General features: G+C 41.0%; 11 protein-coding genes. 4 read left to right on the forward strand and 7 right to left on the reverse strand.

Going from position 1 to position 14,157, the window contains the following annotated elements; all coding sequences use genetic code 11:
- The first annotated feature begins 70 nt into the window (after positions 1 to 70).
- Both GNF10_RS10075 and GNF10_RS10080 read left to right on the forward strand, forming a co-directional pair.
- On the forward strand, positions 71 to 1,435 hold the full coding sequence (locus GNF10_RS10075; protein WP_185583170.1) for a recombinase family protein: 1,365 nt from the start codon (positions 71 to 73) through the stop codon (positions 1,433 to 1,435).
- A 904-nt stretch (positions 1,436 to 2,339) separates the two neighbouring features.
- A complete protein-coding gene (locus GNF10_RS10080; RefSeq protein ID WP_185584821.1) occupies positions 2,340 to 3,959 on the forward strand; it encodes a glycosyltransferase family 39 protein in 1,620 nt (539 codons plus the stop codon).
- Between the two features lie 69 nt (positions 3,960 to 4,028).
- Here GNF10_RS10080 and GNF10_RS10085 read toward each other — a convergent pair whose 3' ends face one another.
- From GNF10_RS10085 to GNF10_RS10095, 3 genes are all read right to left on the reverse strand, one after another.
- A complete protein-coding gene (locus GNF10_RS10085; protein WP_185584835.1) occupies positions 4,029 to 5,051 on the reverse strand; it encodes a zinc-binding dehydrogenase in 1,023 nt (340 codons plus the stop codon).
- Between the two features lie 116 nt (positions 5,052 to 5,167).
- Entirely contained in the window at positions 5,168 to 5,353 is a 186-nt protein-coding gene (locus GNF10_RS10090; RefSeq protein WP_083782393.1) for a hypothetical protein, read from the reverse strand.
- A 56-nt stretch (positions 5,354 to 5,409) separates the two neighbouring features.
- The gene (locus GNF10_RS10095) at positions 5,410 to 6,480 is read right to left on the reverse strand and encodes a glycosyltransferase family 4 protein (protein ID WP_185584822.1); all 1,071 of its coding nucleotides are present in this window, start codon (positions 6,478 to 6,480) and stop codon (positions 5,410 to 5,412) included.
- A gap of 456 nt (positions 6,481 to 6,936) precedes the next feature.
- On the opposite strand from GNF10_RS10095, the gene xth reads away from it, so the two are divergent.
- Entirely contained in the window at positions 6,937 to 7,719 is a 783-nt protein-coding gene (xth, locus tag GNF10_RS10100) for an exodeoxyribonuclease III (protein ID WP_185592093.1), read from the forward strand.
- Between the two features lie 122 nt (positions 7,720 to 7,841).
- On the opposite strand, the gene GNF10_RS10105 is transcribed toward xth, so the two are convergent.
- The 4 genes from GNF10_RS10105 to GNF10_RS10125 form a co-directional block, all read right to left on the reverse strand.
- The gene (locus GNF10_RS10105) at positions 7,842 to 8,930 is read right to left on the reverse strand and encodes a T3SS effector HopA1 family protein (RefSeq protein ID WP_185584824.1); all 1,089 of its coding nucleotides are present in this window, start codon (positions 8,928 to 8,930) and stop codon (positions 7,842 to 7,844) included.
- Between the two features lie 87 nt (positions 8,931 to 9,017).
- Positions 9,018 to 10,259, reverse strand: a complete 1,242-nt coding sequence (locus GNF10_RS10110) for an aminoglycoside phosphotransferase family protein (RefSeq protein WP_185584825.1) — start codon at positions 10,257 to 10,259, stop codon at positions 9,018 to 9,020.
- 796 nt (positions 10,260 to 11,055) lie between these two features.
- Positions 11,056 to 11,292, reverse strand: coding sequence for a DUF2442 domain-containing protein (locus GNF10_RS10120; RefSeq protein ID WP_260445895.1), 237 nt, complete (start codon positions 11,290 to 11,292; stop codon positions 11,056 to 11,058).
- A 118-nt stretch (positions 11,293 to 11,410) separates the two neighbouring features.
- Positions 11,411 to 12,082, reverse strand: coding sequence for a transcriptional regulator (locus tag GNF10_RS10125; RefSeq protein WP_260445896.1), 672 nt, complete (start codon positions 12,080 to 12,082; stop codon positions 11,411 to 11,413).
- Positions 12,083 to 12,113: 31 nt separating this feature from the next.
- Here GNF10_RS10125 and GNF10_RS10130 point away from each other — a divergent pair, with 31 nt between their 5' ends.
- Entirely contained in the window at positions 12,114 to 14,114 is a 2,001-nt protein-coding gene (locus GNF10_RS10130) for a CRISPR-associated protein Csc3 (RefSeq protein WP_260445897.1), read from the forward strand.
- The last annotated feature ends 43 nt before the right edge of the window (positions 14,115 to 14,157 follow it).

Consider the following 14,157-nt stretch of genomic DNA (forward strand, 5'->3'; position numbering starts at 1 on the left):
GGGCAGGGGGAGCAGGGGAGGCAGGGGAAGAAGAACTATTTATTGATTATTGACCAATGACTAATGACAAATGAAAATAATTGCCTACTCTTACACCAATCCGCTATTAGAATCTGCTCCCGATCAAGCTGATTGGGGATGGGAAGTGGATCGGGTTTATGAAGATTTGGGTAAGCCCGAGTCTTCTGCACAGGCTACGCGAGAGTCCTACAGACACGCTACGCGAGAGTCCTTTGGACACGCTACGCGAACGCAATTACAACAATTATTTACCGATTGCGAAACTGAACCAGCAGATTATCTCTTGATTCGGCGACTGGAAGAATTAGGGGATACTGTAGAGGAAATTAGCGATCGCTTGCATAAACTCGAAGCGATGGGAGTAGCGATAATCGCTACAGAACAGCCCTATACTTCCGAAAATTACCCTCTGGGTGCTGACTTGCTGAATTTGCTAAATGCAATCCAACGTCAACAACGTAGCCGTCGCATCCGTCAAGGACACGCCCGTAATCGTCTTGAGGTTGCACCGCCACCTGGTAAAGTTCCATACGGCTATCGCAGAGGTAAAGGAAAATATACTGTTGATCGTAGTACTTCACCAGTAGTCAAAGATTTTTTTGAACACTTTTTACTCTATGGTTCCCTGCGGGGTTCGGTTCGTTACTTGGCGAAAAAATACGGCAAGAAAATCTCTGTCACAACTGGGCGACGCTGGCTGACTAATCCAGTTTATCGAGGTAATACAGCTTACCAAAATGGTGAAATTATTTCTAATACACATATTCCGATAATTTCTAAAGAAGAAGCAGCCCAAGTTGACCGACTTTTACGCCGTAACAGCCGTTTACCATCCCGAACTGCTAGCGCTAGGCGTTCTTTAGCTGGGTTGGTTGTCTGTGCTGAGTGTCAGTCACATTTGACAGTTACTCGTGTCACCCAACGCAACCAAGATAAGGAGTATCTTTATTTACGTTCTACTAGCTGTCCTCAACGCCCAAAGTGTAAGGCTATTCCCTACCAAGAAGTGTTGGAACATACAATTGAAACCGTTTGCCGTGACTTACCCTTAGCTGTCGCGGGGATGAATTTTCCCCAATTGGATGCAGTCAAGAATAATTTAGCGCAAGCGATCGCTCGTCAGCAAGAAATACTTGCTCAGTTACCTGCTTTAATCGAAACTGGGATTTTAGATATTGAAACAGCAAAGCTAAGGGCTTACAAACTCCGCACAGAAATTTCTGCACTTGAAGCAAAGTTGGCAACTCTTCCGCCAGTTAATTTGCGTTCTGTTGCTCAAGCTGTTTCCATACCCCAATTTTGGTTAGATTTGTCGGAAACAGAGCGACGATTTTACTTTCGAGAATTTATCCGACAAATTGATATTACTATTCAGAATAAAGAGTTGCAATTACAAGTTATTTTCATTTTTTAGTAGCAATATTAAGGATACGAAAACAGAAACTTGTATCAATATTAATAGCTAAATTACTCACTATTCAACCACGAATAGATTTTAAATTTTACCTAATTGTGATTATAAAACGTTTCTAACTTTCAATTTTATTGCTCATTAGTGTGTCTCGTTATCTCGTTCCCAGTTTCCGAGTGGGAATGCTTAACATGAGACTCTGCCTGTTAACTTTTGGCAGAGACAATGATGAGCATTTCAAGCCTATGGCTAGAAATGAGGCTATTAGTCTTAGAATAAATTCCAAGGTAAAATGCTAACGAACCGGAAGATTTAAAAAATGTTGGTAATTACTTAAGGATTTTCCCAAAACTATATGCACTAAGGGCAATATCCTGCGGTAAGCCGCTTATCTACGATCGCGCAACGTATTGCAGATAGATGCTCCGCGTAGCTTGCTTCGACCTGGAGTATACGTCTACATAAATTTTACTTACCTAATAATTAGGGTTTTGGCTACTGTTTGCGTAAGTCCTATTCTTATCCAAATAAATTAAAACTAATTTATTTAAGTGTTCAGCACGTCATTAAAACACTGGAACAAATTCTGCGTATATTTTTGAATTTAGCTAGATAAAAATTAAACTAAGCGTCATGCTCAAAACAAAGCAAGTACAAGTTAATTTACGGATTAAGCAACAGGTAATAAATAATTTCTTGACTGTATTATTTTTATCATTTTTCGGTTTATATGTTATTTCATTAGTTAAGATAAATTTTTCAAAAAATAGCGCTAATTAGATAAAGTTGAGTTAATCTTGGAAACTAGCAATTGTTAAGAATATACGTTGCTACTGGGTGGCAACATTGGAGATTCGCTTTGGTCTCTATGTAATCAAACCAGCAAGTAAAATGATTAACATAGAATATGCAAGAAGGAAGCTTTATTTGGAGTCATCTAGAAAAACAGCATCGCACGGTTGGCAGATGGATTGATTGGGTATGGCTAATAGTATTGCTGTTGGCAGCAGTATTACTGTTTAGCATCAATCTGGGAGGATTGCCCCTGCGAGATTGGGATGAAGGGACTGTGGCACAGGTTGCTCGTGAAATTTGGCACGCCCCAGCAGGTTCAATGCGTTGGCTTTTCCCAACGCTAGGAGGCGAACCATATCATAACAAGCCGCCTTTGATACATTTGCTAATTGCCTGGGCTTATTCTCTAGGAGGCGAAAATGAGTTTACAACTCGTCTACCTGGAGCAATTTTAACAGCGACATCTGTACCTTTACTGTATTGCATTGCTCGAGAGATATTTCGCCAACGTTGGGCTGCTATTTATAGCGCTTTGATTTATCTAACAATGCTACCTGTGGTGCGTCATGGGCGCTTGGCAATGTTGGATGGGGCGATGGTAAGTTTTTTGATGGTGATGATGTTGTGCGTGTTGCGATCGCGCCGAGATTTACGTTATTGCCTTGGTGTTGGTGTCAGTTTTGGGTTAATTTGCCTAACTCAAGGACTGTTAGGTGTGTTGCTAGGTGCGATCGCGATCGTATTTCTGTTTTGGGATACGCCACGACTGCTCACCTGCTACTATCTGTGGATAGCAATCTTCATTGGCATTTTGCCTGTAGCTGGTTGGTATAGTGCCCAACTAATTCATTATGGTTACACTTTCGCCCAAGTTGGGCTTGTAAACCCATCACTAGGTCGAATTGGCTCATTTGTAGAAGGTAATTCTGAACCGCCTTGGTACTATGTGGTTGAACTTCTCAAGTACACATGGCCGTGGTTATTATTCTTACCGCAAACTGTCCGCTTAACCTGGGAAAATCGCAACCTTAGCTGGGCAAAACTAGTAATGGCGTGGAGTGGTGTTTATCTATTGGTAATTTCTTTCATGATTACCAAAGTCCCCTGGTATTTATTCCCGATTTACCCCAGTTTAGCTTTAGCTTTTGGTATCCAGTTATCAGAGACAGAAAATTCGCCTTTACTTTCATCCTATCCCCGTGCTTGGGTTGCTGGTTTGGCGATACTTGCTGTAGTTGCTTCTGCTGGTAGCATTTATTTCAGTTGGGGTACAACATCACAAACAGATTTACAACTGATTTTTGCCGCAGTCGCTTTAACTATGACCTTAGCAGCTATTTTGGCAGAGCGAGGCGACGGGCAATTCCTGAAGATTTTGTTTTGGGGAAGTTACCTTTCGCTGCTGCTGTTAATGAAATCTAACTACTGGGTTTGGGAATTATCTGAAGCCTATCCAGTTAAACCAGTGGCCGCCATGATTGTGCGGGCAAATCCGGCTACAAGGAAGATTTACACATCTTTTGCTTATCATCGTCCCTCGTTGGATTATTATAGCGATCGCACCATCATTCCCGCTTCTGTTGGTGAACTGGAATATTATTGGCACTACAACGGGCAACCCTACTTTCTACTTCATGCATCTGCTTTGAACAATCTCCAACTAGATTCGATGAAGTTAATTGACCAAGCTGAAGGCTGGAAGTTAGTTACAAAAGAAATTAATCGTCTGTAAGTAGGGTATTGGGCATTGGGCATTGGGTATTGGTTATTAAATTCTTGCTCACACTGTCACTAACATGATCTAAGGAATCATCGCTACCTTAATTACTTGTCGCGCCTTCATCTCACAAAACACCTGTTCTAAATCTTTTAATGGTCGCTGTTCACTAATAAGTAACTCAAAGGGTATTTTGCGACTAGCGATCAGTGCCAACGCCTGCCGCACATACTCTGGTGTATTGTGAAACACGCCTTTGATTGTCAGTTCGCTGTAGTGTAGCTGTTCTGTATTGACGGTAATGCTGGTATCTCGTGGACATCCACCGAATAAGTTAACTGTTGCACCAGGACGGGCGCAGGCGATCGCAGTTTCCCAAACACTTGGTACACCTGTGGCTTCAATCACTACATCTGCGCCCCGTCCTTGGGTGAGTTCTTTCACCACATTGGCAATATCCGGGATTTGATGATAATTAAAAGTCTGGGTTGCACCCAATTTCTGACCAATTTCTAGCCTGTGGTGATTACCTCCCCATAGCAACACCTCAGCTTTCCCACTCAACGCCGCCACAAACATCAGCCCAATCGCCCCATCTCCTAAGACGACTACTCGATCTTTGGGCTTGATATTAGAACGGGCTACACCATGCAAAACACAAGCTAAGGGTTCCGTCATCGCTGCTAATTCCCACGGCAACTCATCGGGAATCTGCAACAAATTATGCTCTACTATGGGTGCGGGAATTTTCAAGTATTCCGCAAAAGTCCCGTTATTCCATGTCAGATTTGGGCATAAAGAATACTCTTGGCGTTGACAAAAAAAGCATTTCATGCAGGGGGCAGAATTATTAGCAACGATGCGATCGCCTACTTGCCAATTTGTAACGCCTGCACCCAAGGCAACAATTCGCCCAGCACTTTCGTGACCAAATAGCGTCGGCGGTTTCAACATCTTGGCATGACCACCACGCCGCCAAACTTTCAAATCTGTACCACAAGTTGTTGCTGCCCCCACTTGAATCACAACTTCGCCAGCCGCCGGTGTGGGGTCAGGAACTTGCTCTAACCGTAAATCTTCTTGCCCATAAAGTAACGCTGCTAACAAAGCTTTAAACCTATCAATTAGCTCCATCCGATTTTATCAGTTGGAGCTAATTTATAGGTCTAAACAAATCAGTATTGATTTTTAGTCAAGTTTTATCTATTTAAAAATTGCAAGAACTAGGTATTTACCACTGGCTGGGGAACAACTCCGGTGTTACGGGTATCCACATTAGGTAAGCGAATAACAGTTAATAACGGTACTTCTTGTCGGCACGACAGGCAAAACCAATATAGTTCACCATGACGAGCATGACGCAGGAGGGAACCACCGCAACATGGGCAAGTGTTGGCTCTCGTACTCATACCAATGTCCTCCTTAAAAAAATTTGTTGTTTAAACTCAGTAAAAAAAGCAGTTAATTAAAAACGTATTTTGGCAGCATAAACGCGACCATTCGATTCTATGCGGTCTTTAATAATTTGTCTGTAAATAGCTTCATATCCGTTAACCATTTGGTTAACACTAAAGTTGCTTTCTACATGTTTTCGACAGGTTTGACGATTGAGTTCCAAAGCTAGGGGAATCATTGCGGTCATTTCTGCATAGCTTTTGCAGATAAAGCCTGTTTTCCCGTGGGCAATTACTTCAGGTACTGAACCGAAATTCATGGCAATTACTGGTGTACCAGTTGCCATTGATTCAATCATTACTAATCCAAAAGGTTCTTGCCAGTTAATGGGAAAAAGAGTTATGGCAGCATTGCCCAAAAGTTCAGTTTTTTCGGCGTGGTTAATTTCGCCAAGATATTCAATTTGCTGACCATCAATGTGGGGGGCAATCTCTTGTTCAAAAAACTCAGAGTCGCCGACATCAACCTTTCCTGCCATCTTTAAGCGCCAACCACTCTGCTTTGCAATAGCGATCGCATGATGTGGCCCTTTTTCTGGCGAAAAACGACCTAAAAATGCCAAATATAGAGGTTCTGACGGTTGGGCTACGAAAGGATAATCTGCTAGCTCAATTCCGTTATAAACAGTGCCAACATAATTTAGATCGACTTGACGCTGCGAGTTACTAATGCTGACGTATGGTTGCTTCTGGTAGTAGCTAAATGCGTGCCGGGTGTCGTTGGTAAAATTATTGTGCAGGGTATGCACCGTAGAAGTTGCTGTTATAAAACTCGCTAAAGGTAATGCCGAAATCCCTACATGAGAATGGATAAGATCGAATTCTTTAGCACGTTGGTAAACTTGGCTCAGTTCTAGCATTTCGTACACTGCATACTCTTTAACATTCGGGTCTAAGCGCAATGCACGTGGATAAACTGCTTCTAAATGAGCCAAAGTTTGAGAATCGCCAGAGGCAAATAATGTTACCTCATGACCGCGATGAACAAGTTCATCAGTCAAGCGACTCACTACCAGTTCTATTCCTCCATAACTAGGAGGTGGAACCCTTTCCCATAAGGGGGCAACTTGAGCGATTTTCATAAGTTTTTTTGGTTCAGTCTATGAAATTGTCCTCAATATAATGAGTTGCATCATTATTGTATGAGACAAGAGCATTTGTACTTACTATTTTGACATTTAAATTTACCTAACAGGCTATCAAAAGTGCAATACCGATTAACCGTCCCGTAAATTTTCTATCGATAAATCTAAAAGACTATTCGGTAAAATTCAGCCCTGAGTTATATTTCTAACGTATAACTAATCAATTAGTTGTTGCATCTGTCTTGGGGATCATAATGAAGTAGAATATTTTGTAGCAGAACTTACAAAATTGAATATTTGGTAGCTGACAATACTAAAATATTCAATGGGATCAAATGATTAAAGGTTTGTTTAAAGGTAATTGGGAAATGCAAAAGAAATTATAAATATTAAGTAATTGTACAATAATTACACAATTTGTAATTATTAAATTTCAAAAAATTCTGATAACTAATGAAAATCGCTACTTGGAACGTCAACTCAATTCGCACTCGCCTCGAACAGGTTACTGATTGGTTAACTAACAATCCCGTTGATGTTCTCTGCTTACAAGAAACCAAAGTTGCGGATGCCGAGTTTCCGCGATCGCCTTTTGAGCAGTTGGGCTATAACCTTTATATATCAGGACAGAAATCTTATAACGGCGTAGCCCTGATTAGCCGGCAGCCACTTTTAAACGTAAGTAGCGGGTTTAGGGCGATTTTGCCAGATTTACATCACGAATGGGATGAGCAAAAGCGGGTCATTACAGGTGTAATTGATGGTGTTCGGATTGTTAACTTATACGTTCCCAATGGTGCAGCAGTAGGAACTGAAAAATATGAATACAAACTGCGCTGGTTAGCAGCGCTACACGAGTATTTGCGATTGCTCGTACTGTCAGAACGTGCAATTTGTGTGTGCGGTGACTTCAACATCGCCCTAGAAGATAAGGATATTCACGAGCAAGTGAGTACAGAAAATCACATTATGGCAACAGAAACCGAGCGCCAAGCCTTACGGGAGATTCTGCAACTGGGATTTGCCGATGCTTTCCGCAAATTCACCACAGAAGGCGGAAATTATAGCTGGTGGGATTATCGCGCCGCCGCCTTTCGTCGCAACTTAGGTTGGCGGATTGACCATCACTATCTCACACCCGTGCTATATGAGCGTGCTACAAGTTGCATCATTGATACCGCACCCAGAAAATTAACCCAACCCAGCGACCATACGCCGGTAATTGTGGAATTTTGAATTTGGGAATTGGGAATTGGGAAGAGGACAAGGAGAATTGGGAACAAAGGCAAAGACTTGTTTCAAGTTCTCACTTCTGTGTCCCCTTGTCCCCTGCCCCCTGCTCCATTCCCCATTCCCTATCAATTTAAGGGGTTATATATATCCTCAGAACTGGGATTGAGATAAGGACGCTGCAAATCTATTAGGTGTCGCGCAAAGTGTTGGTCAATAACTCTCATCCGTTCTTCCATTGCATTCTTACCTTTCTGCCAAGCTTCCAACAAAGCATTGGCGACAATTTGGCAACGATTCATCCCAAAACTTTCCTGTGCGGCAAATTTTTGGGTTGGTTCTTCAGCTAAACCTAAACCTGGGGCTAGAAATTTTGTAAACAAGGGGATTTCGGGCTGGAAATCGGATTGATTTTCTAGATAAATAGCCTGAAGGATGGTGCGGATTGCTGGATAGTCGGGGAGTTCAAAGTAGAGTAGTCCCGAATCATAGCGTCCATAAGCAGAAGGGTTGTGAAGAACCTGAAAGCTAAAGGGAATCGAAGCTGCATTCAATTGCAGTGTCAGGCTTTCCATGAGAGCGATCGCACCAGATGGCGTAAAGTTAAAGTAAATTCGCCCTGCTCCCAAATCAGCATCGGGGTTGCTTTGCCGTTCCTGTCCGACATTACTAACTGCCAAGTAAGAGCCATTTTGCAATCGATTTTTGGGCATCCAGATTGCTACCATGTCACCTACTTTGGTAGATTTTTTGCTGGATTTGAGGTGGCAGTCTGGCTCAACATAAAGTGTTAAACCGCCTTTAGTCACAGCCATAGTCCCATCAGGTTCTTTTCGCAATACCTGCCATTGAGGGTCAAAGTAACCTATGCCGTGATTACTGGCGTGTAAATGCTCGTAAAAGTTCCAATCAATTTCTAAGATGGAATTATCTGCTAAATTATGCTTTGATGGGCAATTACTACTATCAGTATTGACTGCTAAAGTACTTTGCAGAGAGCCATTGTAATAGATCCCATAAAGAAAGTTCCGCAGCAGTAGAGTTAGATATTTCTGTTGTAAATCTACAGAATTTTGCTGAAATCTATCGGCTACTTTAGTCGGCAGAGCAAAGGGTTGATAATTGGGATGATAAATACAAAAATTCGGTTCAATCTGAATATTCTTAGCAATATCGAATAGAGAATTTAGCGGTTGATTGATAGAGTAATTTAGCATTAATCCATTTAGAATTCAAACTTTAAAAACATAATTCAGGAGTCAGGAGTCAGGAGTCAGAATTTATAATTGTTCTGCTCCCTGCTATTAACAACCACGAAGCCGAGTTTTTTCGTAATAAAGACGAAGTAGCTGTGGCTCTTTTACAGGCTGAGGAAGTTTATGAACTGTCACTACAGGATTAAGGATTTCTGACTCTGATATTCCGAAAATAGTCAGTACACCTTGCTGTGGCATAGTGAGTAAACTTTTAGCCACTTGGAGCATACAAATATCAGCATTATTAAAGGATTTTCGGCAGGTAATCATATCCTGAATTTGATGAATTAGTGCCAGTCCTGCAAACTGGATAACGCGCACAATAAAGTCACTGCGGTATTCCAAAATCATTGGGAAAGCATTTAGATAACCCCTAATCAGGGCAATAATTGAAGGTTGCAAACTCTCCAACGGTGTCAAAGCCAGATTTAGAGATTCTTGTAACTCTATAGTGGGATCTACGACGAGGCTATTTAGCCAAATTCCTAAATAGCTTGCTAGTAAAGTTCCTAAATCAAAAGCTGGATCTCCCCAAGCACAAGCTTCCCAATTAATTAGTCTTACTAGGCAATTGTCTAGTTTCTCCCACCTGGAATGAACCAAAATGTTGTTCAATTTCAGGTCGTTGTGAGTCAAGCAGCAGGGATTCCAGTTGTATGCCAAATCTGCGATCGCAGATTCCAAACTCTCCGATTGCTGGTAAAGTAGATAAAATTTCAGCGCATCCGTGGGAACCGTCCCAAAAATCTCCGGCCCAATTGACTCTACCCCTTGCGCCGGATTGTAAAAGCCATAGCGAAACTCTCCTTGGGGAGCAGTTGCCATAAAATCCTTATATTCTCGGCGGTTGTAGGTTGCGCGATGGAGTCCTGCTAAAGTAGTGCCGATCGCAGTGGCAATTTCTTGTGGACAAATCTCATTGTTGTGGTATAGTATCGCAAGTTCCCGGTATTCACTTAAGTAGTTACGGACAAGAATAGAATTTTCTTCGTCAAAATGGACTACCAAGGGTGCGATCGCGGAAATATTGCCGAGAACTGGAAACTGCTGGAGCAACTGATGAAATAGCCACTCCTGAAACAATTCATGAGGAGCGCCGTCATTGTTTTTAACGTTACGTTCTTGTTTAACGAGCAGTTTACGATTATCTGCTAGAGTCACGAGTAAATCGGAATTGTTCTTACTACTTCCTGGCAACTCAGATTTATCTGATGCGTCATCTTCTGAGCTACACAGCCCCGCTTCTTGCAGATACTGGATAACGTTATGAGAAGACAGTGATAATACCATGTATTATTTCCTACTTCATTAAATTACTTAAACTTATCTGTGTCGGTATTTGCTTGTACTTAGCAGTTGTCGGTAGATAGTGAATAACAATAAAGATTTGTACAATCTACTAATATCCCATCTTTCCAATAAAAACCTGCCAAAATGGTACAAATTCCTTTACGATTGCTTTAAAATTCACTCCTAGATACGGTGACATCTTTACACTTTATCAGCATAGTTACTTAGATACATCTAGAGCAAGTTTTGTTGTAAAGCCTTTTGATGTAGCAGCATCTCCAGCAAAAAACTGATTGGCGGCAGATGTTATTTGGTGTTCAGTAGTCATCCTGAAGGCGGCGAAGAATTTCAGTAATCCTCCGCAGCAGGAAGCATGACATTCAACGCTATTATTTTTATTTATCATCCCAAAGCCAAAAAAACCGGAATTTTTAGGCCATTAGTAATTATTTTCTTCTTGAATTTTCAGAATTGAGGTCTGGAAGCCTTATTATTAGGTCATTTGTCTTACTTACGTATTGTAAATGGCTATAGGCGATCGCACATAACGGTTACATGAGTGCATCTTATGGAAATGTAGTTTTGTCAAGTATGTTGAGCGAAAAAAGACCTCTCCTTGGTTTTACTATGTAAAACCATCCCTCTCCGAGTCGGAAAGGGAAAAAGGTGAAGGAAAATTCAAGGTTGGGTTTTTGTAATTTCAATCAGCAGAATTAGCTGAAATAGAACTTAGTTGATATTGTGGAATGGGCTGTTTTGTAATTAAAGCATAAATAACATCTGGGTCTAAGTCGGCTCATGGTTGCCATTGAATTGTTCCGTATTCAGGGTTGACGCACACTGTAGCAAAGTATTCTTTATCTTGCAGAGGCGCAAATACACCTGTAAATTTAACGATTTTACTAATATCAATTACTCCTTCAACGTCATCTTCAAAGCGGATGTGAAGCTGATAGTTTTCTTTTGGTTGAACTGCAATGATATCTTTGAGCATCGTGATGATAATTCCGAAAAAACGGCTAATTTCTGGCATTCTTTCATTCCCTGGTTTCGATATCGTATAACTGGCAAAGGGTGAGGAGTTTTTGTTTGAGGCGATCGCGCAGACTCTCTGGTGATACAATCACGCAATCTTCCCAATAAGGTGATACTTATCGAATCACCCAGAAAGGATTAGCTACTCGCCGCACCACCTGACGCACATCATTAATCATGTCATCCTCAATATCATCTTTTTTGGGTTGATAGGCTTTAGCTAGCCAACCCCGGAAGTGTAATTGCACTTTTATGTAATCAAGTTCACCCCGCCAATCTCCACTTGTAGGTACAACAGACTTAATTCGCTCAAAGCTTAAGCAACGATTGTGCCAAAGTTCGCGTAATTCTGGGATATCGTTTTCTACGTCTGCTGTCTCTTCGCACCAAATCATGAGGTAAAAGCGTTTATCAAAAAAGCGCACCTCAGCATGACGGACTTTATAATCTAGCTCATGACCTTGAGAGTTTTGATATAGCAGATAGAAAGGGTGTTTTGCTTTAATAAGTTCTTCTATCCTACTTCGCCACTCTTGGATAGGTTGACTAAGTTTTTTCATCAACAATTGACGAAGAGGTGCTTCGAGATTGCCACGTTCTAGCAAAAGTGCAAGTACAGTTTGCGCTTCTCCTATATGACCTGCATCGTTTAAGGCTTTAATCGCCTGCTGTAAGGCGTTAAGTTGGTTAGAGTCAAGTGTAAAGGGCTTTCCGACCTCTACAGATTGTTGTGCGATCGCCACTATTAAGCCCGATGGGCGAAGCTGTAACCTTTTTAGAATAAGCATCTCCGAAGATAAAGGCTATATTACAGCCCTATTGCTGGGTGCTTGCGAAGAGGTTTTACAAAAGTATGGGTTAAATCCTTTAGCAATTTTCCCTGATGGCGAACTTTTTGAAGGGGAAGCTTTAGCAAATGTAGATTTTACAAAAGAAATAGCTGCTGTTTGGCAAAGTAAAATTGACCAAGTTTTTGGAAATAATATCGAAAGACTTGTCAGACCTACGAAGGATGGTATTAAAGTTAGTTATCAAGCAATCCAACAAAATATTGAGGAAGTATTGGTAAATGTTGAGGCTCTTTTAGAAAGGAAAAAAGCTGGATATAAATCAGACAAGATTGCTAAAGATGTAACTAAGTGGGGTGAAGCGGCTGGTGCAGATGCACTAATAAAAGCGGCTGAACTTCAGCTATTACCTGTAAGCAGTGCAGAAGAATTTGCTATATCTGAAGGTTTGAAGGCAGCTTATCTTAGTTATAGAGAAGCCGGATTAAGTCCTAAAGAAGTTTGGGATAAAATCGCTCATCATGCGGGTATATCCGAACTTCAGCGTACTGCAATTGAGCCATTTAATGGTCAATATGGGCGACCTTTATTTGCTGCTAAGGCTGCTGTTAAAGGAATTGAGGGTATTAAAGAAGCTCTACAAGAATCTTTCCAACTAAGAAAAGAAAGTACACAAACATCTGAAGAAACAGAAGTATCTGAAGAAATGATTGTAGCCGTTAGCCGAATGGTAAATTTACCTTTTGCTATTCGGCTAAATGGAGCCGATGATTTAAATGCTTATGTAGAAGCAAATCCCAGACAAAGATGCTCTTTAGGCTCTACTTCTACTGATATAGATGAGCTAATTTCAGATAATATGCCTCCTGGTACAAAAGTACAAGCTTTTTCTAATCGCTTACCGGGTGGTATCAGTGCTGAACCGAAAAGACAAGCAGATTCAATTGCAGCTTTAGCTTACCAATTAATGGCAGTTGGGGCAAACTTTCCTGCTGTTAAAAAACAAGACCCGCTTTATTTGCACTTAGCATTACCTAAAGGTTCTGCTCCAGAACTTTTGAGAATTTGGCGTGGACTTTTAGAACAACTTGCAGCGATAAATGGTGAAGGTGGTACTGTCACTATTGATGAGTTGAAATTATATAGAGATAATGAGGTTGAATTTAAAGCTAACAAGGTAGTTGGTTTAGCTTTGCCAAAGCGTCCTGATTTTGTTCATACATCTGTCATTATTCCTTTACTTTGGGGAGATGTTAATAATTCTTTAGCTTTACTAAAATCACTGAGGCTTGCTTTAGAAATTTCCTTGTCTTTAGATATTGGCTTTCCTTTTACCTTGAGTAGCAATCTAGAAGTTGAGTTATCTAGTGATGTTTACGGACGAATAGAGGGAATTCCTTCTGCACTGCAAACTTTATTGGGAAATGGACAATATCAGCAACGCCAAGATGCAGAAAAAATTCTTGAGCGGCTACGTTGCATTGGCAAACTAGCAACATCTGTTGCAAGTATTCAGAAAGCTGATGATTGTTTGTATGATTTGGCTCGTGCTTGTGTCAGACCAATTGAACTTTATTATGTCTTGCTACGTTGGACTCTGCGAGAACAAGACGAACCAAACTTGAGTATCATTTGGAGTCGCATTTGTGAGCCGTTAAATACTTTACTGGAGAGCTTTATGCCAGATGAAAATTCGTTATTAACTAAGTATCTCAAAGAAGCTGCTCAAGTTGCAGCAGAGGGAAAAATTTGGGGAAGTTCTTTTAAACGAACTGCTCAAGCAGAACCGTTTACAGCTTTTATTGCTGCTATTCGTTCTCAAAAGCCTTATTTGGGTTTAGATGTAATTTTTGCCGCTTTAGTACAGCAATATCATACTCGCTTAGACCGTATCCGTGAGCATGGCGTAGGTGCAACAAAGTATGAACAAATCAAGCGTTATTACGAGCTATTACGAAAACTTTATGAGGAGGTTTATTCAGCACGTCCTGAAAAGTTTTTATCTGACCAAAAAACTTTAGAAGCTGCTTAAGAGCGCATGAGCTTTTATACACTAACCCTAAAGATGGCTCTCT

Source organism: Nostoc sp. UCD121 (genome assembly GCF_014222285.1).
In the GTDB taxonomy this organism is placed as follows: Bacteria; Cyanobacteriota; Cyanobacteriia; order Cyanobacteriales; family Nostocaceae; genus Nostoc.